The organism is Flavobacterium sp. HJJ (genome assembly GCF_015351475.1).
Taxonomy (GTDB): Bacteria; Bacteroidota; Bacteroidia; order Flavobacteriales; family Flavobacteriaceae; genus Flavobacterium; species Flavobacterium marginilacus.
Window position 1 is genome coordinate 159,478 of record NZ_JADKPR010000006.1, and the last position, 22,381, is coordinate 181,858.

General features: G+C 35.2%; 16 protein-coding genes. 12 read left to right on the forward strand and 4 right to left on the reverse strand.

Features of this window, described 5'->3' with window-relative positions:
* Positions 1-196: 196 nt before the first annotated feature.
* Positions 197-424, forward strand: a complete 228-nt coding sequence (locus IRZ80_RS07055; protein ID WP_056247475.1) for a hypothetical protein — start codon at positions 197-199, stop codon at positions 422-424.
* Here IRZ80_RS07055 and IRZ80_RS07060 read toward each other — a convergent pair whose 3' ends face one another.
* The 3 genes from IRZ80_RS07060 to IRZ80_RS07070 are packed head-to-tail and all read right to left on the reverse strand — an operon-like array spanning position 425 to position 3,385.
* The gene (locus IRZ80_RS07060) at positions 425-2,059 is read right to left on the reverse strand and encodes an ArnT family glycosyltransferase (protein WP_228520828.1); all 1,635 of its coding nucleotides are present in this window, start codon (positions 2,057-2,059) and stop codon (positions 425-427) included.
* Complete coding sequence (locus IRZ80_RS07065) at positions 2,040-2,672, reverse strand: lipid-A-disaccharide synthase N-terminal domain-containing protein (protein ID WP_194640844.1); 633 nt, start codon at positions 2,670-2,672, stop codon at positions 2,040-2,042. Before IRZ80_RS07065 ends, IRZ80_RS07060 begins: the two co-directional genes overlap by 20 nt.
* Positions 2,672-3,385, reverse strand: a complete 714-nt coding sequence (locus IRZ80_RS07070) for a glycosyltransferase family 2 protein (RefSeq protein ID WP_194640845.1) — start codon at positions 3,383-3,385, stop codon at positions 2,672-2,674. The genes IRZ80_RS07065 and IRZ80_RS07070 overlap by 1 nt, the downstream gene beginning before the upstream one ends.
* A 125-nt stretch (positions 3,386-3,510) precedes the next feature.
* Between IRZ80_RS07070 and IRZ80_RS07075 the strand changes: the two genes are divergently transcribed.
* The 5 genes from IRZ80_RS07075 (at position 3,511) to IRZ80_RS07095 (ending at position 12,363) form a co-directional block, all read left to right on the forward strand.
* Positions 3,511-4,452 (forward strand): NAD-dependent epimerase/dehydratase family protein, encoded by a 942-nt coding sequence (locus IRZ80_RS07075; protein WP_194640846.1) that lies wholly within the window; start codon positions 3,511-3,513, stop codon positions 4,450-4,452.
* 212 nt (positions 4,453-4,664) lie between these two features.
* Positions 4,665-5,459: a hypothetical protein gene (locus tag IRZ80_RS07080; RefSeq protein ID WP_194640847.1), complete on the forward strand. Its 795-nt coding sequence runs from the start codon at positions 4,665-4,667 to the stop codon at positions 5,457-5,459.
* A gap of 426 nt (positions 5,460-5,885) precedes the next feature.
* Entirely contained in the window at positions 5,886-8,897 is a 3,012-nt protein-coding gene (locus IRZ80_RS07085; RefSeq protein ID WP_228520829.1) for a SusC/RagA family TonB-linked outer membrane protein, read from the forward strand.
* Between the two features lie 11 nt (positions 8,898-8,908).
* On the forward strand, positions 8,909-10,537 hold the full coding sequence (locus IRZ80_RS07090) for a RagB/SusD family nutrient uptake outer membrane protein (RefSeq protein WP_194640848.1): 1,629 nt from the start codon (positions 8,909-8,911) through the stop codon (positions 10,535-10,537).
* 239 nt (positions 10,538-10,776) lie between these two features.
* Positions 10,777-12,363, forward strand: coding sequence for a M61 family metallopeptidase (locus IRZ80_RS07095; protein WP_194640849.1), 1,587 nt, complete (start codon positions 10,777-10,779; stop codon positions 12,361-12,363).
* A gap of 74 nt (positions 12,364-12,437) precedes the next feature.
* Here IRZ80_RS07095 and IRZ80_RS07100 read toward each other — a convergent pair whose 3' ends face one another.
* Positions 12,438-13,280: an AraC family transcriptional regulator gene (locus IRZ80_RS07100; RefSeq protein WP_194640850.1), complete on the reverse strand. Its 843-nt coding sequence runs from the start codon at positions 13,278-13,280 to the stop codon at positions 12,438-12,440.
* Positions 13,281-13,511: 231 nt separating this feature from the next.
* On the opposite strand from IRZ80_RS07100, the gene IRZ80_RS07105 reads away from it, so the two are divergent.
* The 6 genes from IRZ80_RS07105 to IRZ80_RS07130 all read left to right on the forward strand — a co-directional run bounded on the left by IRZ80_RS07105 (position 13,512) and on the right by IRZ80_RS07130 (position 22,362).
* Positions 13,512-14,426: a dihydrodipicolinate synthase family protein gene (locus tag IRZ80_RS07105; protein WP_194640851.1), complete on the forward strand. Its 915-nt coding sequence runs from the start codon at positions 13,512-13,514 to the stop codon at positions 14,424-14,426.
* Positions 14,427-14,446: 20 nt separating this feature from the next.
* On the forward strand, positions 14,447-16,015 hold the full coding sequence (locus tag IRZ80_RS07110; RefSeq protein WP_194640852.1) for an aldehyde dehydrogenase (NADP(+)): 1,569 nt from the start codon (positions 14,447-14,449) through the stop codon (positions 16,013-16,015).
* Positions 16,016-16,018: 3 nt separating this feature from the next.
* Complete coding sequence (locus IRZ80_RS07115) at positions 16,019-17,029, forward strand: 4-hydroxyproline epimerase (protein ID WP_194640853.1); 1,011 nt, start codon at positions 16,019-16,021, stop codon at positions 17,027-17,029.
* Between the two features lie 72 nt (positions 17,030-17,101).
* Complete coding sequence (locus IRZ80_RS07120; RefSeq protein WP_194640854.1) at positions 17,102-18,337, forward strand: NAD(P)/FAD-dependent oxidoreductase; 1,236 nt, start codon at positions 17,102-17,104, stop codon at positions 18,335-18,337.
* A gap of 188 nt (positions 18,338-18,525) precedes the next feature.
* Complete coding sequence (locus tag IRZ80_RS07125) at positions 18,526-19,941, forward strand: APC family permease (RefSeq protein WP_194640855.1); 1,416 nt, start codon at positions 18,526-18,528, stop codon at positions 19,939-19,941.
* 165 nt (positions 19,942-20,106) lie between these two features.
* Entirely contained in the window at positions 20,107-22,362 is a 2,256-nt protein-coding gene (locus IRZ80_RS07130) for a S9 family peptidase (protein ID WP_194640856.1), read from the forward strand.
* Positions 22,363-22,381 lie beyond the last annotated feature (19 nt).

Consider the following 22,381-nt stretch of genomic DNA (forward strand, 5'->3'; position numbering starts at 1 on the left):
CCAACAGCATTTCACCTGCTGTCCGTATATTCCCGATTAACAAAAACTACGGCAAAAAAGCCTTGTTTTTCTAAATCGGGAGATGTCTATTCCATAATGGCTGGGCGAAAGCTTCATTTTTTTAAAGAATATTTTTAAAAAGAGAATCTCAATAAAAAACGTACTTTTACACCCTTACATTAAAAAATAGAAACACATGGAATTACCAAAATTCTTATTAGGAGACAATACCGATTTTCCAGATGATATATTTATTATTCACCTGGATTACCCAAGATTCATCATTAACTTGAAAGATGATGAAGTAGAATTCATGGAAGAGGCCGAGGATCTTGATGAAGCTGAGCTAAATGCCGAAATGGAAGGGCTTATCGTTCTTGCTAATGAATTTTACGACAGAGAAATCACCCGTTACGAAGAATAATTATTTCTTTGTAACGATATAATATATTCTTGTCAATCGGTCGTTATGTTTCTTTGATTCTTTTGGAACGTGATTTAGATCTATATACGAAGTCTCCTTTATAGTGTAACTGCTGAATTCTTTTTTGGCAGTAATACTGTCTTTTTTAAAAGCCAGTAAACCAAATTTATTCTCAACAGGTAAATTTAGTTTATTGGTTTTTTCATTTAATAAAATAGGGATGCTATATCCGTAATCCCAAATTATTTCGGGAGTAAATGCTTTCAATTCATAGCTTTTAATGCCCAGTTTTTTTTCATTGTCTCTAATTGCTTTTGCGCTGGCGTAATCTGGATTTTTTAGAATGAGTTTGGTAAACGGTATTCCAAAAACAATTACTGCCGCTTGTACAGCTATTACGCTATAAAATACTTTTTTGAAATTTTGTTTTTTAAGATTGGTAAGCAATAAATAACCTATTGTAAACAATGAAAGAGTCAAGCCGATCAGCCAAAATTCGAATCCAGCTAAATCATTTTTTACTTTGATAAAAATCACAACAGGAATAGCAAAACAAATAAGTACAATAAGTCCAAATGCAGAATAAACGATTCCTTTTTCTTTTTTTTGACTGATGTTTTTGAAATTCTGAATTAAATATTCAATATAAAATCCGGTATTCAGTGCCATCGGAATTAAAACGGGCAGTAAGTATCTTGATTTTTTTTCAGGCACTATCGAAAGCAATACCACCGATGCCAATGTCCATAACAGCGTAAACTGATACGCTTTAAGGTTAGTAACTCTGCTTTTTAAATACGGGTAAAGCAATGCAATAAAAGCAGGAACTGTCCAGATACCGCTTTGGGTAAAAAAGCTCCAGTAATAATAAAAAGGTTTGGTGTTATAATTTCCCCATCGGCTGCTTTCTATTTTGGTGACCTGCAGATAGGTCGCAGGGTCTGCCCATTTTACATATAAAGGCCATGACAGACCAATAATCAAGCCGATTACAAAAATGATTATAAGATATATTTTTTTGTCTTTTAATTGAAACTTATAGGTGAATCCGTAAGCAATTAAAAAAGGCAGCAATAATGCATAAATAGAAATTGGTCCTTTACTCAAAAAGGAGAAACCAAAAAATAATCCTGCCAGTACAGCATTGAGAAATGGTTTCTTAGGATCATTTAATGAATTCCATAAAAAAAGTATGCAGATTATCATGAAACTGTGAGTGTACATGTCCCATTGATTGTCTCTTCCAGCGAAATAAATATAAAAAGAGGTAATTAAAATCAATCCGTTGTGAAAACTCTGCTGTTTGGACAAACCAATTTTTTCTGAAAGTCTAAAAGTGCCAAAAACAAGCAGCAATGTTATTAAAACTACAGGCAGACGCATGCCGTAAATAGTGTTAAAACCAAAAACAATTCCAGAAACTGCTGTCAGCCAGGTTGGTAACGGCGGTTTTTCATAACGTGGCAAATCGTTTAGTGTTGTCAGTATCCAATGGTTGCTGGTAACCATTTCTCTGGCTGTAATGAAGTTACGCGATTCCATGATGTTGGTTTCAATAACATCTAAATGGGGGAAAAGCATGAGGCAGGCTACAGCAAACAGCCAAAAAGCGTAGTTATCCGTTAATTTTGACATCCTTTTTTATGATTATTATATTTCTGGTATAAATGACTAAACCAATCGCGTGACCTGCCAGTAATACAGGATCTTTTCGAATTATTGCATAAATAAATATGATAAGAGATCCGATCAGGCTGATAATCCAAAAGCCTAAGGGTAAAACTGAATCTTTTTTCTTTTCAGAATAAATCCATTGATACACAAAACGCAATGTAAATAGTACTTGACCTATTATTCCTGTCCAAAGCAGCCATTGCGGAATTTTTTCGTTTTTAAACAGGAAATCTACATCTATTACATTGTTATTGTATCCGTATCCAATTATAAAAAAGGGAAAAAGAACTACAAACCATCTCAAAAGAATATGCAGTTTTTTCCAGTCGTTCTGCAATTGAATGTTTCGAATGTAAATGTAATAGGTAATTGTCTGTCCCAGCATAATCGAAAAATCATGTCTGAAATAACCGTAAACAAATAGCAAAAAGGAAGCAAATAAGCTGATTTCCCAAAACAAAACTGGCGTAAGTACCTTTTTGTTTTTTTCAGAAATAATCCATTGAAGTATCATTCTGCTCGAAAACAAAATCTGGGCAATAAAACCTATCGAATAGACGATGATGCTGTTCATTATCCTTGTTTAGCTATGCTGTAATTGATGTATTTTTTTTTCATCCATAAATAAGCAAAGCAGTCTTGTAACGGACCTAATAAACGGTTCCATAGATTGAATTTGGAAACACCTGCTATTCTTTGGAAATGTCTCACTGGAGTCTGTTTGATTTTGCCGTTCTGCAGCAGAATCATGGCGGGCAGAAAACGGTGCAGTCCATTGAACATTGGGATTCTTTTTGCCATATCAGTTCGGATAATTTTCAATGGACAGCCGGTATCGTCCATGCCGTCATCAGTAAAAGTTCTTCGGATTCCGTTAGCAATTTTAGAAGACATGTTCTTTGTAAAAGAATCTTTTCGGTTTGATCTTACTCCTGTAACCAAATCAAATTCTCCTGCATATTCCATCAGTATATTAAAATCTTCAGGGGCAGTCTGCAGATCGGCATCAATATAGCCAACCCAAGGAGTATCTGTGTAATCAAAACCAGCTTTTATAGCAGCGCTTAAACCTGCATTTTTTTCAAAAGAAATAAAGGTAAAGTCTTCGCTGTCTTTGCAGATTTTTTCAATTAAAATTTGACTGCCGTCTTTGGAACCATCATTGACAAACAGAATTTTTGTCTTTTTTTTGGAAATGCTCAAAAACTGTTTCATTTCCTGATGTACACGATTTAGGTTATCTTCTTCGTTATATACTGGTATAATGATTGTTAATTCAAAACTCATAGCTGATGGGATTTATACAAAAGTATTTTATTTTAAGAAGAGCTAGATTAAGTTTTCATTAAAATTCTGGTTGTCAGGTAAAGATGGTAATGTTTATTCTTATTTTTATATGTAAAACATTAGTTATGAAAATATTGGTTACAGGTGCAGCAGGATACATTGGTTCACATGTCGCTGAAAGGCTGAAATCACTTGGAAATAACGTGGTAGGTCTGGATAATTTTTCAGATTATTACGATGTGTCTTTAAAAAAGCTCAATGCAAAAGGTCTGGAAGAAAAAGGTATTAGGATTGAGAAAATAGATTTGCGTTACAGTGAAGAACTTCAAAACTTACCAGCAGATTTTAATTATATTTTTCATTTTGCGGCACAGCCAGGTATTTCTGCAGCTTCTAGTTTTGAAGATTATTTAGGGAATAATGTAATCGGTACCAAAAATTTACTTGATTTTGCTCTAAAAAATAAAAAATTAGCTCTTTTTGTAAATATCGGCACTTCTTCTATTTATGGTATAAATGCAGCTTTTGATGAATCAGTTCCTCCCACACCTGTTTCTCATTATGGAGTGACAAAGCTGGCAGCAGAGCAATTGGTTTTGGAAAGCAGCAGGCTTGGTGATATAAAAGCGTGTTCTTTGCGGCTGTATTCTGTTTATGGACCAAGGGAAAGACCTGAAAAGTTGTATACTAAACTGATTGCAAATGCTTTTAAAAACATTCCCTTTCCATTATATAAAGGAAGTGAGAATCACTTGAGGAGTTTTACGTATGTCCAAGATATAGTAGACGGTGTGGTGAGTGTTATTGGTTTGGAAGATATAGTGAATAATGAAATCATCAATTTGGGGACTGAAGAAGAAAATACAACACAGCATGGTATTGAAATTGTTGAGCAAATATTAAATAAAAAAATTGATCTGCAGATTGTAGAGGCCAGGAGCGGCGATCAGCTGCGGACAAAAGCAGTGATTGATAAAGCAAGGAAATTATTAGATTATAATCCCAAAACCAGTTTGTATGAAGGACTGAAAGTGCAGGTAGAATGGTATCAGAATAATTTTTTATAATTTAAATTTTGAAAAAATGCAAAAGGACTAAGAACTTTTGCATTTTTTTTTATAAGAATTGAGAAAGTAAAATTACTGTCTAATGAAATAGCTGTAACTTTAATGTTTTAATATTCAGTTTTTTGAGAAACAATATTGGTTTTAAAAGTAAAGCAGGGTAACAAAAAATGAATTTTGTTTATCTAGTAATAAATCATTAAAACTACAGCGATATGAAAAATTTTAAGACTTCAGTTTTTACAATGGCATTAGCATTGTGTTATTTGGTAAATGTAAAGGGACAAGATATCGAAACAGTAAAAGAAAAAACGATAAAATCAAGTTCCAGTTTGGAAACAACTTTAGACGGATCTGCTCAAAAAAGTAATATAAACGGCATAAACAATAGCGGGATGCCAAACAGGATCTCGATGAATGTTACAGTTGCAAAGCAGACGCAGGGAGCATCTTTTGGCGAAAAAGTAAATTCGGGAAAAATAAATGTAACACTGATCGATGGCGGATGCATTGTTTTGTTTCCTTCCAATGAGGGTTACAGAGTCAATACAGCAAACAATAGCATTAAGGAATTGACCAGCACTGAATGTGCAGCTTTTGGCGAAAAAGTGAATCAAGGCTTACATGCAGCAGGCAGTGCTTTGTCGCAGGGAGCTTCTTTATTAGGAGGGGCTATGCCGGGCGGAGCGATTATTTCAGCAGCGGTTTCAAGTATAAGCAGTTTAGCCGGCGGCGGAAGCGGTGCTGCATCGGCTTCGTATGCTGCAACGGGAAGAACTGCAAAACCGGATTCTGAAAAAAATGTTTTGAAAATCAATGATAATGAAAAAAATACTGTAATTGATTTAGCTGACGGTGAATATCAATTAGTATTTATTATAATCGAAAAAGCAACATCCGGTTTAAAAGATACCTTAAAAACACAAGTCCGAATAGGTTTTTCTGTTGAGAAAGGTGTTCTGAAAACAAAACACGATACAGCTAAAAATTCAGTAGGTAATATTCGTTAGAGAAATATTGTTGTCTAATCGTATTCCGTAGTTCATTTGCGTTCTTTACCCATTAATGAAAAATGGATTCAAAATTTAATGAATTGATGCAAAAAACTATAATGTCAATATTTCTTCACTTTGATTTAAAACTTGGTTAAATCCTTTCATATTAATAAAGGCTCTAAAATTCCACAGGGTAACCTGATCTGAATGTTTCGGGCTTTACCGTATGTTTATTATCTTGATTTTTCTTCAAAAAGCTTCATTATATGCAAGTATAACTCTAATTTGTTATCAAATAAACTGATATTTCTGTAAAACGCTGCCATACGGCTTAAAACAGGATAATATAGTATTAGCATGTGGTAATATTAGCATTTTTGGTAAATAACATTTAACATAATTTTACAAGTGTACAAATAACACTAACCAAAATGTTAAATTATGAGACTAAATATGCATTGTTTTAAAAGTAAAGAAAATCTTTTCTTTAGAAAAAAGATTTTTCATACTGTTGTTTTTCTGTTTGTATTTTGTGCATCATTTTCACAGCAGAAAATTAAAGGTATAATAAAGGACAATAATGGTATACCTCTATCCGGAGTGACAATTACAGAAAAGAATATGTCCAATTCTGTATTGTCCGATTTTGATGGAAAATTTGAGATTGTACTAAAAAAGGAAAATTCTAATTTGCTTTTTACTTATATAGGATTTAAAGATAAGGAAGTAGTAACTGCAAATAAAAGCCAAATTGAAGTATTTCTTGCAAGTAGTACGCAAGAATTGACCGAAGTAGTTGTAGTAGGATACGGTACTCAAAAAAAATCAAGAGTTACCAGTGCTATTGCCAGTATAAAAGAAAAAGATTTTACCAAAGGAGCAATTAATGATGCTTCTGATCTCATTAAAGGCAAAGTCGCAGGTCTAACCATTAGCAATGGTTCTGGAGATCCAGGATCTGGACCAAATATTTCATTGCGTGGAATTTCTACTTTAAAAGGAAGCACTGGCCCTTTGGTCTTAATTAATGGTGTTCCAGGTGGTATAGATACCGTTGCCCCAAATGAAATCGCTTCGATAGATGTGTTGAAAGATGCTTCGGCCGCAGCAATTTATGGAACAAGAGGAGCCAATGGAGTAATTCTCATTACCACAAAGACCGTTAATAAAGAAACAGCTCCAACCATTACCTATTCGACATTTGCTACAATATCTAACTTTTATAATAAGGCTAAATTCCTAGATGCCAGCCAACAAAGAAGTCTACTTTCGCAAGGAGTTAAATTACCTTATACGGATGGAGGCGCAAGCACAGATTGGTTAGACGAAATATCAGGAAGCGGATTTGCTCAAAATCATAATTTAGCTTTAAAAGGGGGAAGCGCAAAAACGAATTATGTAGTAAACCTTAATTATGTAAATCAGTCTGGAGTTTTTGTTAACACCTTTAATAAAGAGTACCGATTTTCATTTGATGTTAATCATACCATGTTCAATGATAAGTTAAAAATTAATTTGAGTTTATTAAATGGAACACAAAACATGGGACTTGTTGAAGAAACAGCTGCCTATGCTTATAGACAAGCTATGATTAGAAATCCTACTGCTCCTGTATATAATCCGGATGGTACTTATAATGAAGATAAAAATAAGTTTCAGTATTACAATCCTGTTGCCATTATGAATGAAACAACACAAGATAGAAATAATACTTGGCAGCGATTTTCAGCTAATTTAACTTTGGATTTGTTACCAGGTTGGAATGTAGGAACGCAGCTTTCAAAAAATAAAAATACGGGTCTAAATGGCTATTCCGAAAGTAAAAAGCATTATTCAAATACACTAAATGGAAGAAATGGAGTAGCTTCAAGAGATACTAAAGCTATCGATAACGATTATGTAGAAATAACTTCCAAATACCATAAGATTTTTGACAAGCATGAGTTTACGGTATTAGGGGGGTATAGTTATCAATATTCATTAGATCAAGGATTTTCTGCTAATAATTTTGACTTCCCTACAGATGCTTTTTCTTATAATAATTTAGGAGCTGGTAATGCTATATCTGATGGATATCGAGATGCAATGGGAAGTTATAAAAACGACAATAAATTAATTGGTTTTTTTGGTAGAGCCAACTATAACTTTGATAGTAAATATGATTTGTTAGTTAGTATTAGGAGAGAAGGTTCTTCTAAGTTTGGAGACAACCATAAATGGGGTAATTTTCCAGCGGTTTCCGCGGGATGGAGTATAAATAAAGAATCTTTCCTAAACGAGGTTTCTTATGTAAACAGCCTAAAATTAAGAGCAGGTTATGGTATAACTGGAGTAATACCTAATGATTCCTATAAATCTCTTACTTTGTATAAATATGATGGTTATTTTTTAAATGATGGAAAATGGGTAAAAGGATTAGTTCCTGATCAAAATCCTAATCCAGATTTACGTTGGGAGAAAACGACCGAGGTAAACATTGGGCTTGACTTTGGATTTTTGGATAATAGAATTAGTGGAAGTCTTGATGTATATAGCAAAAAGACAAGTGATATGCTTTGGGATTATGCGGTGCCAATCCCTCCGAATATTTATGGCAGCACTATGGCCAATGTAGGAAAAATGGAAAACAAGGGATTTGAGATTCTTCTGAATACAATTCCAGTTAAAACAGAAAATTTTTCTTGGAATTCGTCAATGACTTTTTCGCATAATAAAAACAAACTAACCAGTCTTTCTAATGAATTATATTCTATAGATAAAAATCATATCAATGTAGGGAATACTGGAGACCCGATCTCATTTGATACTCATAGACTGGAAGTAGGGCAATCAATAGGTAATTTTTGGGGATTAAAATCAGTGGATATTACTCAAGGTATGCCTAAACCTGAAGATAATGGAAAATGGATTATTGAATTACCCGACGGTACAAGAAAAACATTAACAACAGAAATGTATAATGATGATAATAAACAATATTTAGGGAATGGTATTCCTAAATATTTGGCGGGTTGGACGAATACTTTTAGCTACAAAAAATTCGATTTAAGTGTGGTTTTAACAGGGGCTTTCGATTTTCAAATCCTGAATTCACAGCGCATGTTTTATGAAAATCCTACGACTTTTTACAATATGTTAGATAGTGCATTCGATAAAGTCTATGGTAAGGAAGTATTAAATTACAATCAAACCTACGTAAGTTATTATATAGAACAAGGAGATTATGTGAAAGTTGAAAACGTGACTTTGTCCTATAATTTTGATGTTACCCCATTTAAGGTTATAAACGCAATGCGATTGTATGTGTCTGGAAATAACTTAGCCACATTTACCAAATACAAAGGCTTAGATCCAGAGATAAAAAGAGGGAATCCTTTGTCACAGGGAATGGACAATAGAGATAAATATCCATCTACAACAGGTTTTACCCTAGGATTAAATGTAACCTTTTAAATTAAATCAAAATGAAAAATAAAAATATAGTTTTTAAAATCCTTATTTCAGGCTTGTTCCTTTTTGGTACAGGATGTACAAATTTGGACGAGACAGTTTATGATAAAATATCAGCAGAGAATACAAAGTTAACCGCTGAAGATTTGTCTAGTATTATGGCACCCGCTTATACTTCATTCAGAGATATCTTTTGGGGCTGGGATGCAGCATTCTGTCTCTATGAAGAATCATCCGATTTGATAGTAACACCACAAAGAAATGGTATTGGCTGGGGAGATTATTACATAACCATGCACCAGCATACTTGGGGTACAGCATTGCCTCATGCCGAAGGGAATTGGTTTTATTTATATTCAGGTGTAAATAAAGTAAATAAAGCAATTTATCAAATTGAGGGAATAGAGGGTATCGAAAACAAAGAGAAAGTAATTCAGGAATTAAGAGCTTTAAGAGCTATTTATTACTATTTATTATTAGATAATTTTAGAAATGTACCAATCGTAACTAAGTTTGATGTTCCTAAAGGCTATCTGCCTACACAAAATACAGGAAAAGAAGTATATGATTTTGTTGAGAGTGAGTTGAAAGGAGCTTTACCTTTTTTAAGTGATAAAACTGATGAGACTACTTATGGTAAAGTTACTACTTGGGCTGTCAAAATGACTTTGGCAAAATTATATCTGAATGCTGGAGTGTATTTAGGAACGCCAAAATGGAATGAGGCTTTGGCACAGGTTAATGATATAATTGATAACGGAGGTTTTGAATTAACAAAGAATTATTTAGACAATTTCAAAATAGAAAATCAAAATCCAAATTTTAAAGAAGACATATTTTCTATCCCTTTTGACCAAAAAAAGACTGGTGGAAGTTATTGGCCATACAAAACATTAGCAGCTGCAAGTCAGGAAACTTATAAATTGGCTGATGGTCCTTGGAATGGTTCGGGAGGTATTCCGCAGTTTATAGATACCTATGATCCAGATGATCAAAGATTGAAAGATTGCTGGCTGGGAGGCAAGCAGTTTACAAGTACAGGAGAGCCTATAATGGTAACTGATCCAAATGATTCAAATAAGAAGATACAATTCGAGTATCTTAATTTTTTAACCAATGTAAATGGCTGTGAGCCTAACGAAGGATTTAGAATGGTTAAGTATGAAATAGGGCCTGGCCTTGTCGGACAAACGAGCAATGATGTTCCTTTTTATAGATTAGCAGATGCTATGATGATTAAAGCAGAATGTTTATTAAGAACGGGTGATGCCAATGGAGCTGCTGTTATCGTTTCTCAAGTTAGACAGCGTGATTTTAAAAATACCAATCCTGCTAAAGCTACTGTTACGGGAGCAAAACTTTTAGGAGGAAGTGTCTATAAATACGGTACTTATGAGGCTGGAGTAATTACAAACTATGAAGGGGGTGCAGATATTAAATATGGCGGTTTCTTGGATGAATTGGCATGGGAATTTATTGGTGAAGCCCATAGAAAACAAGATTTAATACGATTTGGCGTGTATTCTACAAAATCTTGGTTTTCAAAGGTAAAAAATCCTGGTGCAGCTTTTAGAGCTATTCTTCCAATTCCTCAGTCTGAGATGGATAAGAATAGTAATTTAAAACAAAACCCAGGATACTAATAAGCAGAAAAGCTTATTGATTATTTTTTTTAGACTGTTATAAAACGGTTTAAATGAGTTTTAATCTTAAAAAGCATGAAAATTTTGCAAGCTGGTTACTTGTAAGTGTATGGACAGCCATTCCTATAGTATTGGGGATGGCTTTCTTTTTTTAGAATTTTAAAAAATATTTTGAATGGTACTTACCTGCTTACTTTTTATTAGGGTCTGCAGGTAAGTTGTTTTAAAAAGAAAAAGTTATGATGAAGAAATTAGAATTTAAATGTAGATTTTTTGCATGTCTGCTGGTATTTTTATTCTTAAGTGTGAGTAAAGCGGAGCCGGTTCCCCAAAAATCAAGCATAATGAATTATACCGTTTCGATGGAAGAGCCAGAGTCGCATTATCTGGATATTCGTTTGGAATGCGAAGGACTGACAGATAATCAAACCAGTTTTATGCTTCCGGTGTGGTCGCCGGGTTATTACATGATTTTGGACACTCCGAGACATATCGTGGATTTTGATGTAATGGATAGCAGCGGGAATAAATTGTTTTGGCATAAAAAATCCAAAAACAACTGGGTGGTCGAAAACGGTAAGCATAGAAAGATTGTAATCACGTATCGTTTTTTTGCCAATCGAAAATCGGTTGCAGAATCGTATTTGGACAGTGAAAAAGCTTTCATTATGCCCAATAATGTTTTTATGCACGTCGAGAATCAGATTAATACCCCTGTGCAGGTAACTTTTAATCCGTATAAAAAATGGAATAAAATTTCAACCGGACTGAAAAGGGTAAAAGAAGGAACAAATACTTTTTTTGCCAATAATTTTGATATATTGTATGACAGCCCGGTTTATATTGGAAATCAATTGACAGTAGATTTTAAGCACGAAGGAAAATCATATTCCTTAGGAATTGCGTCTCCGCAAGGATTAGACGAAGAAAAATTTACCTCGGATCTCAAAAAAATTATGACAGCCACAACGGCTGTTATGAAAAAAGTACCCTATGATTATTATAGTTTTATCATGATGGAAGCTGGCGGAGGAGGTCTGGAACATTGGAATTCCCAAGCCATATTTACCAATGGAACTTTTGATTTTAAATCCAAAGAGGAGTATACGGATTTTTTGAATTTTGTAACCCATGAATATTTTCATCTTTACAATGTAAAAGCAATCCGCCCGATAGAATTAGGACCATTTGATTATAACAAAGAAAATTACACGTCGATGTTATGGGTTTCTGAAGGTTTTACTGTTTATTATGAATACATTATCATGATGAGAGCCGGTCTGCTTGATAGTAAAGATGCCTATAAATATTTCACTGAATCCATAAAGAGGTATGAAAATATTGAGGGAAGCAGGCATATGTCTTTGTCCCGCTCCAGTTTTGATATTTGGCTGAACTTTTTCAACAACGAAAGCAATGCCAAGCAGACAACAATATCATATTACAACAAAGGACCGGTAATTGCGCTTTTATTAGATTTAGAAATCAGAAATAATACCCGAAACCAAAAATCTTTGGACGATGTAATGCGTTTTTTGTATAACGAATTTTATGAAAAAAAGGGAAGGGGTTTTACCGAAGCTGAGTTTTGGCAGGTTTCTGAACAGACTGCAGGAAAATCTCTGGACGAAATAAAAACCTATGTAAATACCGTAAAGGCTGTTGATTATCAGAAATATTTAAAGTATGCAGGACTTCAGATAGATTTAAGTCCGATGAAATCTGCCACTGAAAATGATACTTTGATTGAAAGAAGTTTTGAAATAAAAGAATTGTCAGAAACTTCGCCATTGCAGATGGAAATCAGAAAGTCTATTTTTAAATAAAGACAATAAGTAATAGGCTGACAGGACAGTTATATTCTGAAACTTGTGCTGCAGCTTATTGCATTTGTAAAAAATTAAAACTGTCCGCGATACTGCGAAGGCGAAATCCCTTTTAATTCTTTGAATTTTCTGTTGAAATTAGCAATATCCTGAAATCCGCAGAGTTCAGATATGGAAGCAATCGAAAGATCCTTTTTGTTATGGAGAAGTTTGCACGCATTTTCAATTCTGATTTCAATCAAAAACTGAAAAAAAGTTTTGTTAGTACGTTTTTTAAAATATCTGCAGAAAGCGTTTTTACTCATATTAGCTTTTTCTGCCACTTCTTCCAAAGTAATGTTCTGATGATAAAACTCTATAGCATATTCAAAAACGGCACTCATTCGTCTTCCTTCATCATCAGTATATTTTTTTCTATAGATAAATGATGAAAGAGGCGCTTTTTCTGAGTTTATGATAATGTTTATGATTTTTAGAAATGAGGCGATGCGCTGAATTTTATTCTGTTTTTTTAATTTTTCAAAATGATGGATGATTTTATTGTGGTTTGACAAAACTTTGATTCCGTACTCCGAGTTCTTAAAAAAATCATCAACACTGCTCATGTCATTAAGACTGAAAAAATCTTTGCCGAATGATGTTTTTGTAAAAAACAAAGTGAACATTATTGATTCCGGACAGGTTTCTGCATCACTTTTAAAAACATGGGGCACGTTCTCGCCAATCACTAAAATATCATTTTCTTTATAATCGTTTATGGAATCTCCCACTATCAATGTGCCGCATCCTTTCACGATATAGCTTATCTGAATCTCTTCATGCTGGTGAAGATGATTGTAAAAAACGCGTTCAATATCCTCTTGATAAATAAGCGCTTCTCTTTCGGTTTTAGGTATTTTAAAAGGAAGGATTTTCAATGGTTTGTTTTTTAAGTATGTAAATATTATCAAAAAAATGATATTGTGCAATAGATGGGGTAATATAGTCTTGATATAAGCTAATAATAACAAAGAGGCCACCCTGCATAAGTTTTATTTTTGATAAAAAAATAGGTTATGGAATAATACGCATAACTGCAGTTTAGTATTAGGTACTAATAATGATATGCGGATTACATATAACAGATTAAAAACAATAAATTGCTATATATGAAAATAAAATGGGAAGGCGTAATGCCGGCTGTAACTACCAAGTTTACAGAAGAAGGTCAATTAGATCTTGTAATGTTCGAAAAAAATATTAAAGCTCAAATCGAAGCTGGTGTCAATGGAATTATACTGGGAGGAACTCTTGGAGAGGCCAGTACATTGACTAAGGCAGAAAAAGAAGTTCTAATTAATGAAACTTTAAAATTAGCAGAAGGGAAAATTCCGGTTATCTTGAACATAGCCGAGCAGTCTACCAGTGAGGCTGTTGCTTTGGCAAAAAGGGCAGAGGAATTAGGCGTAAATGGTTTGATGCTGCTGCCTCCGATGAGGTATAAAGCTACCGATTATGAAACCGTTGTCTATTTTAAGGAAATAGCAAAAAGTACTTCATTACCCATTATGATTTATAACAATCCTGTCGATTATAAAATCGAAGTGACATTAGACATGTTTGAAGAACTTTTAAAACTGGATAATATTCAGGCGGTAAAAGAATCAACAAGGGATATCAGCAATGTAATTCGAATCAGAAATCGTTTTGGTAATCGATTAAAAGTGCTTTGCGGTGTTGATACTTTGGCACTTGAAAGTTTGGTAACAGGTGCTGACGGATGGGTTGCAGGTTTAGTAGTGGCCTATCCGGAAGAAACCGTAGCGATTTATAAACTCGTAAAAGCAGGAAGAATAGAGGAAGCTGTAGAAATTTATAAATGGTTTATGCCACTGCTGGAATTGGATATTTCTCCGCAGCTGGTGCAGAATATCAAATTGGCAGAAGTAGCGACAGGACTTGGAACAGAAAATGTAAGAGCTCCAAGACTTCCGCTGCAGGGAATCGAAAGAGAACGTGTTCTGGCAATCATTGATGCTGCAATGAAAAACAGACCGATTCTGCCTGCTTACCAAGAAATTTAATTTAAGCTTAAAAAGAAGTCATGATAACAGGGAAAAATTATATTGGAGATACGCTTTCCGCAAAAGGGGAAACGACATATAGAACAATAAATCCAGAATTAAATCTGGAGAATGAAACTGTTTTTTATGAAGCCACAGAAGACGAAATTTCTCAGGCAGCTGCATTGGCAGAAACTGCTTTTAAAACATACGGAACTATTGAAGATATAAAAAAAGCTGCTTTTTTAGAAGCCATTGCCGAAGAAATAGAAGCTTTGGGAGAAGATTTATTAGTGACGTATGTTCAGGAATCGGGTCTTCCTGCCGGAAGGGCCAATGGTGAACGTGCCAGAACAACCGGACAATTGAGAGCATTTGCAGCTATGCTGAGAGAAGGTTCATGGGTGGAAGCAATTATCAATAAAACAGAAGGTAAACCAGACATTAGGAGAATACAGATTCCAATTGGTCCTGTTGTAGTTTTTGGAGCCAGTAATTTCCCGCTTGCTTTTTCCACCGCTGGTGGCGATACGGCAAGTGCTTTGGCAGCAGGCTGTCCTGTTATTGTAAAATCACATCCGCTTCATGCCGGAACGGGAGAATTAGTTGCTTCAGCCATTATTAAAGCAGCTAAAAGAACAGGAATGCCAAACGGAGTTTTTTCCAATATCAACAGCAGCGGTATAGCTGTTGGAAAAGCGCTGGTAGAGCATCCGTCAATTAAAGCAGTTGGTTTTACAGGAAGTATCAACGGAGGTACAGCACTTTGTAAAATTGCAGCCAACAGATCCGTTCCGATTCCGGTTTATGCAGAGATGGGAAGTATTAATCCGGTATTGGTTCTGCCTTCGGCTTTAAAAACAGACTGCGAAAAATGGGCCAAAAATTATGCTGCATCAATTACGGCTGGAACAGGCCAATTTTGTACAAATCCAGGACTTATTTTAGGGATAAACAGCAAGGAATTGGAGGATTTTATTACTATTTTAGCTTTAGAGACAGATAAATTAGAGCCATCCTGCATGTTACATCCTAATATTAAAAGACAATACGAAAACCTAAAATCAGAAGTTCTTGAACAAGAAGGATATAAACAGCAGACCAATTTGAATAAAGAGATAAAACCAAATTATGCATTGCAAAATGTAATATCGGTTGACGGCAGTACTTTTTTAAAAAATAAAACATTCCATAAGGAAGTTTTCGGGCCTTTTTCGGTTGTTGTCAAATGTGATGATGTGGATCAGCTGAATGAAATTATTCATGATTTGGAAGGACAGCTGACAGGAACGATAATAAATTCTGATTTAAAAGAATTGGATGAGTTCAGGGAAGTAATCGAAAACCTCAAAAATAAAGTAGGAAGGTTAGTTTTTAATAATGTTCCTACGGGAGTTGAGGTTTGTTCCGGAATGACACACGGCGGACCATTTCCTGCGAGTTCAGACAGTAAATTTACCTCGGTAGGATTAACTGCGGTAAAAAGATGGGTTCGCCCGGTAACTTATCAGGATTGGCCGGATGCATTGCTGCCAACAGCTCTGCAGGATGAAAATCTGCTGAATATCACTAGAACCATAAATGATATACTAACAAAGAATCCAATATAATTTATGCCAAGAAAAACATTTTTTTGTGTAGATGCGCATACTTGCGGTAATCCAGTAAGAGTAGTTGCCGGCGGAGGCCCAAATCTTGTTGGAAACAACATGAGTGAAAAGCGGCAGCATTTTTTAAAAGAATACGATTGGATCCGTAAAGGATTAATGTTTGAACCGAGAGGTCACGACATGATGAGCGGCAGTATCTTGTATCCGCCGAGTAATTCGGAGAATGATATTGGAATTTTATTCATCGAGACTTCAGGATGTCTGCCTATGTGCGGTCACGGAACCATTGGAACTATAACCATTGCCGTCGAAGAAGGATTGATTACACCCAAAATCCCTGGGAAAATAAAAATGGAAGCTCCTGCCGGTCTGGTTCAGATTGAATACCAGCAGACAGGAAAAAAGGTGGATTGGGTTCGTTTGACAAATGTAAAATCATATCTGGCAGCCGAAGGTCTTACTGTTGATTGTCCTGAATTGGGAGAGATTGTTTTTGATGTGGCTTATGGCGGAAATTATTATGCTATTGTGGATCCGCAAAAGAATTTTTCAGGTATTCAGGATTTTACGGCTGGAAAAATTGTGCAGTACAGTCAGGAAGTGAGAAAACGGATTAATGAAAAATATCCAAATCTTTTTATTCATCCTGAAAATGACACTATTCGTGATGTAAGTCATATGCTGTGGACAGGAGAACCGATAGATCCTGCGTCATCCGGCAGAAATGCTGTTTTTTACGGAGATAAAGCCATAGACCGTTCTCCCTGCGGTACTGGAACTTCGGCTAGAATAGCACAGCTTCATGCCAAAGGAAAATTAAAAAAGGGAGAAGATTATGTTCATGAAAGTTTTATCGGAAGCAAATTCATCGGAAGGGTTGAAGAAGAAACATCCATAGGAGATATTAGTGCTATTGTACCAAGCATTCAGGGCTGGGCAAAAGTATATGGTTACAATACGATTATTATCGATGAAGATGATGATCCGTATGCTTTTGGTTTTCAGGTGATTTAAGTAAATAGTAATGAAAAATAATTGGTTTACGGATAAGTATCACTGCCAATGTTTTTTTAATTTATGTGAATAATGAAAAAAGTAAGTATAATAGGCGGAGGAATAATAGGCTTGTGTTCAGCTTATTATTTAGCCAAAGAAGGCTATGAAGTAGCTGTTTTTGATAAATCAGATATGACAGACGGCTGTTCTTACGGGAATGCAGGAATGATTGTGCCGTCCCATATAATTCCGCTTGCACAGCCAGGCATGATTGCCCAAGGGATAAAATGGATGTTTGATAGTCACAGTCCTTTCTATGTGAAACCCAGATTAAATCTGGATTTGATGAAATGGGGATTACAGTTTTATAAGCATGCCAATTTACAGCATGTGGAGAAAGCAATGCCGGCACTTTGTGATCTATCGCTTTTGAGCAAAGAATTGTATCAGGATTTTGCCAAAGAGAACCATTCTTTTTTCTATGAGGAAAAAGGACTTTTAATGCTTTATAAAACTGATAAAACTGCTGAAGACATGCATCACGAAGGAAAATTGGCTGAAGCATTAGGGCTGGAAGTTGATTTTCTTTCGAAAGAGGAAGTTTCAAAATTAGAAAATGGAACAGTAACAAGTGTTATCGGCGGTGTTCATTATAAAAGTGATGCACATATTTATCCGCAAAAATTCATGCAGTTTATAAAAGAAGAATTATACAGGCTGAATGTAAAGATTCATCTTCAGACAACCGTGAATGATTTTGTTTTAAAGAATGACACAATTGCTGAAATTGTAACAGACAAAGGCATATTTACAGCAGATGAGGTTATTTTGGCATCAGGCTCATGGAGTCCTGAAATTGCTAAAAAACTGAATGTTAATATTTCAATTCTGCCGGGAAAAGGATATAGTTTTACTCTAAAAGATCAAAGTCACAAACCTTCAATTCCATCTATTTTATGTGAAGGAAAAGTTGCCGTAACACCTATGAATAATGATATTCGGTTTGGAGGAACAATGGAAATTACCCATACTAATGATATCAAAATTAACCAGAACAGAGTACAGGGAATCGTAAATTCAATCAATGATTTTTATCCTGATTTAAAAATTGAAATGCCCAAGGCGGAAGAAACTTGGTTTGGATTCAGGCCCTGCACGCCTTCAGGGATGCCGATAATTGCCAGGGACAAAAAACTTAAAAATCTGACATTGGTAACAGGGCATGCTATGATGGGGCTAAGTCTGGCTCCAGGAACCGGAAAAATAGTCACGGAAATTATTTCTGGAAAACGAACGTCTGTTGGCACTGAAATGTTTCAACTATAAAAATTCAGCTTCATTTTTGATTTAAAAGTGAAGCTAATTTTTTTGTAACTAATCACAGAGCAGTTACATTTTTTTAAAATAATGCTATGCAGTTTTAAATTATTTTATTCAAACTAAATTCTAAATGCTGACCATATTTGGAATCTGAAATAGATTTTTAAAGTTTAACTAAACAAACCAACTACATAATGACAAAAGACAATCAAAAAGAATTTAAGAAAGAACTAGGACTTCTCGACGGAACCATGCTTGTGGTAGGGTCAATGATTGGTTCGGGAATATTTATTGTGAGTGCCGATATTGCCAGACAGGTAGGTTCTACAGGCTGGCTGATTTTAATATGGCTGATTTCCGGATTAATTACCATGATCGCGGCGGTAAGCTACGGAGAACTAAGCGCAATGTTTCCCAATGCAGGCGGACAGTATGTTTACTTAAAAGAAGCCTATAATAAATTAATTGCCTTTTTGTATGGCTGGAGCTTTTTTGCAGTGATCCAAACCGGAACCATTGCAGCGGTGGGAGTCGCTTTTTCAAAATTTGCTGCCTATCTGATTCCGGCTGTAAGTGACGAAAATATTCTTTATCAATTGGGCAGTTTTAAGCTCAATGTCGCGCAGATTGTTTCTATTGTAACCATTATTTTTCTCACTTATCTGAATACCTGCGGGGTAAAAAAAAGTAAAATGCTGCAGACTATTCTAACTATTATAAAAATACTGTCGATTTCCGGATTAATCATTTTTGGGTTTGCATTGGCAGCTAAAGCGTCAATTTGGGATTCCAACTGGACCGATGCCTGGACACCGCGTTCTTTTAATTCAGATTCAGGTTCTTGGTCTCCAATTGGAGGAACGGCTTTGATTTCGGGAATTTCAGCAGCTATGGTAGGGGCTTTGTTTTCCAGTGATTCCTGGACTGGAGTTACTTTTATTGCAGGCGAAATTAAAAATCCAAAGCGTAATGTTGGGTTAAGCATGCTTTTGGGAACAGTTATCGTTACCATAATTTATGTTCTGACGAATTTAATGTACGCCGCTGTTATTCCGTTAAATGAAATTGCGACAGCTAAATCCGATAGGGTAGCGGTTGTGGCTTCGCAGTATATTTTTGGAGACATCGGGACATTAATAATAGCGCTGATGATCATGATTTCGACATTTGCCTGCAACAACGGATTGATTATGGCTGGAGCCAGAGTGTATTATACAATGGCAAATGATGGATTGTTTTTTAAAAAAGCGGCAAAACTTAACAATGCCAGTGTTCCTGCATGGGCACTTTGGGCACAGTGTTTATGGGCTTCGGTGTTGTGCCTTACTGGTAAATACAGTGATTTACTGGACTTTGTTATTATAATTGTGCTTGTTTTCTATATTCTTACAATTTTAGGCATAATTATTCTCCGCAAAAAAATGCCGGATACAGTACGTCCTTATAAAGCTTTTGGGTATCCTTATTTACCATTGCTGTATATAATAATTGCTTCAGGGATATGTATATCATTATTATTTACAAAAATGTCAACTTGTGGCTGGGGTGTTTTGATTATGCTGATAGGAATCCCGATTTATTATCTGATAAAAGAAAAAGAGACTGTTTAGCTATTATTATGCTTTTATAGCAGAAAATAAGCTGCAGGAAGAGATGTATTAATATTCCGTTTTCTTATTGTATTTGCGGTTTTAGAGGTAATATAATCATAGTATCTGTTAATATTGACCAACAAGGTTCAGTGAATTAAAACTATTTTTATTAATAATTTAATTATGGGAAGAACTAGTAAAATAATAAGTTTGATTTTAACACTTTCGTGCTGTTTAACTGCGCACAGTCAAGGAACATTGAAAGAATATAAACGTGCAAATGCGGTAGATTCTTTATTCAAAAATAAGGTGTTTAATAGTCCTAAAGAATTCCATTGGCTGGAAGATGGTTATTTATGGTACAGTAATAACAATGGAAAAGAAAAGGAGTTTCTTTTGGTTGATGCTAAGGGAGAAAAACAATTTACAGCTTTTAACCCTAATCAGCTGGCAGCATCGTTATCAAAAAATATGGGTAAAGAAATAAATTTTAATGACCTTCCCATAGATAATTTAGAATTTGGTAAAAACCATGAAACATTACTGTTTACTATTGATACTATTAAATTTTCGTGTGATTTAAAAAACTATCAATTAAGCAGAATAAAAGGAGGGTATAAAAAGCCAGCGAAAAAGGATGAATACTGGGGAGATAATTTTGATGAGTTAGGAAATAAACCTGTCGGTTCACCAGATTCACTGAACATTGCTTTTATAAAAAACTATAATTTATATATCAGAAACAAAAAAACGAAGGCAGAAATTCAGTTGAGTTATGACGGCTCAAAAGGGTTTTATTATTCCTCATACATGCAGTGGTCACCAGACAGCCGTAAAATAATGGCTTATAAAGTAAGACCGGGCGAAGAGCATAAAATTTATTTTGTAGAATCGAGTCCAAAAGATCAGTTGCAGCCAAAACTGCAGACGCGTGATTATTTAAAACCGGGAGATCAATTGCCTTTTAAAAGTCCGCAGGTATTTGATGTGGCTGCCAAAAAACAAATTTCAGTTACTACAGATTTATTTCAGCAGCAGTATGATATTTCAGGGATAGAATGGAATGATAACAGCAGTGGCTTTACTTTTGAATACAATCAGCGGGGGCATCAGGTTTACCGTGTTCTGGAAGTAAACGCGACAACAGGAAAAGTAAAGGTTATTATTGAAGAAACGAGTCCGACTTTTGTAGAATACAGCGGAAAAAGATACCGATATAATATTAAAAAAAATAACGAAATAATTTGGGCTTCAGAGCGTGACGGATGGAATCATCTGTATTTGTATGATGCCGTTACCGGAAAGGTCAAAAATCAGATTACAAAAGGAAACTGGCCTGTTAGAGGAATAATTAAAATAGACGAGGAAAAAAGACAAATCTATTTTACAGCAAGCGGACTGGACAGTAATCAGGATCCGTATTTGCTGCACTATTGCCAAATTGATTTCGACGGAAAAAACTTTAAAAGACTGACAACAGAAAACGGAAACCATAAAGTAACTTTTTCGCCGGATTATAAGTATTATGTCGATCAATACTCCAGAGTTGATTTGCCGCCTGTGACTCTTTTGAAAAGAACCGATACACAAAAGACAGTTTTAGAAATGCAGCAGGCTGATATTTCGGCATTGCAGCAGACTGGGTGGATTGCCCCGGAAGTTTTTACGGCCAAAGGAAGGGATGGTAAAACAGATATTTGGGGAGTTATTGTACGTCCTACGACTTTTGATCCGGATCGTAAATATCCAATTATCGAATATATCTATGCAGGCCCGCAGGATTCATTTGTTCCAAAAAATTTTCAGCCTTACTATTGGGCAATGTCATCTTTGGCAGAATTAGGATTTATTGTAGTTCAGATTGACGGAATGGGAACTTCAAACCGTTCCAAAGCATTCCAGGACATTTGCTGGAAAAATTTAAAGGACGGAGGTTTCCCAGATAGAAAATTGTGGATGAAAGCAGCTGCGGCCAAATATCCCTATATGAATATTGACAAAGTCGGCATTCACGGAACATCGGCAGGCGGACAAAATGCAGGAGCAGCTCTAGTTTTTAATTCTGATTTTTATGATGTTGCTGTAGCATCCTGCGGCTGTCACGATAACCGAATGGACAAAATGTGGTGGAATGAGCAATGGATGGGATATCCGATAGGACCAGAATATGAAGCTTGTTCAAATACTGCTAATGCTGCACAGTTAAAAGGAAATCTAATGTTAATTCTGGGAGAATTGGATGATAATGTTGATCCGGCTTCGACGATGCAGTTTGCAAATGCATTGATAAAAGCCAATAAGAATTTTGAATTGGTTACAGTTCCGGGAATGGGTCATTCAGCCGGAGGAGATTTTGGAGAACGAAAACGAAGAGATTATTTTGTACAGCATTTATTGGGAGTTACACCGCCTTCCTGGGATGAAATTTATAAAAAGTAACTATTAAAAGGATAGGAGA

Coding starts and splice junctions, on each gene's coding strand:
- IRZ80_RS07055 (WP_056247475.1), top strand. CDS start 197: ATGGAATTACCAAAATTCTTATTAGGAGACAATACCGATTTTCCAGAT.
- IRZ80_RS07060 (WP_228520828.1), bottom strand. CDS start 2,059: ATGTCAAAATTAACGGATAACTACGCTTTTTGGCTGTTTGCTGTAGCC.
- IRZ80_RS07065 (WP_194640844.1), bottom strand. CDS start 2,672: ATGAACAGCATCATCGTCTATTCGATAGGTTTTATTGCCCAGATTTTG.
- IRZ80_RS07070 (WP_194640845.1), bottom strand. CDS start 3,385: ATGAGTTTTGAATTAACAATCATTATACCAGTATATAACGAAGAAGAT.
- IRZ80_RS07075 (WP_194640846.1), top strand. CDS start 3,511: ATGAAAATATTGGTTACAGGTGCAGCAGGATACATTGGTTCACATGTC.
- IRZ80_RS07080 (WP_194640847.1), top strand. CDS start 4,665: ATGAAAAATTTTAAGACTTCAGTTTTTACAATGGCATTAGCATTGTGT.
- IRZ80_RS07085 (WP_228520829.1), top strand. CDS start 5,886: ATGAGACTAAATATGCATTGTTTTAAAAGTAAAGAAAATCTTTTCTTT.
- IRZ80_RS07090 (WP_194640848.1), top strand. CDS start 8,909: ATGAAAAATAAAAATATAGTTTTTAAAATCCTTATTTCAGGCTTGTTC.
- IRZ80_RS07095 (WP_194640849.1), top strand. CDS start 10,777: ATGATGAAGAAATTAGAATTTAAATGTAGATTTTTTGCATGTCTGCTG.
- IRZ80_RS07105 (WP_194640851.1), top strand. CDS start 13,512: ATGAAAATAAAATGGGAAGGCGTAATGCCGGCTGTAACTACCAAGTTT.
- IRZ80_RS07110 (WP_194640852.1), top strand. CDS start 14,447: ATGATAACAGGGAAAAATTATATTGGAGATACGCTTTCCGCAAAAGGG.
- IRZ80_RS07115 (WP_194640853.1), top strand. CDS start 16,019: ATGCCAAGAAAAACATTTTTTTGTGTAGATGCGCATACTTGCGGTAAT.
- IRZ80_RS07120 (WP_194640854.1), top strand. CDS start 17,102: ATGAAAAAAGTAAGTATAATAGGCGGAGGAATAATAGGCTTGTGTTCA.
- IRZ80_RS07125 (WP_194640855.1), top strand. CDS start 18,526: ATGACAAAAGACAATCAAAAAGAATTTAAGAAAGAACTAGGACTTCTC.
- IRZ80_RS07130 (WP_194640856.1), top strand. CDS start 20,107: ATGGGAAGAACTAGTAAAATAATAAGTTTGATTTTAACACTTTCGTGC.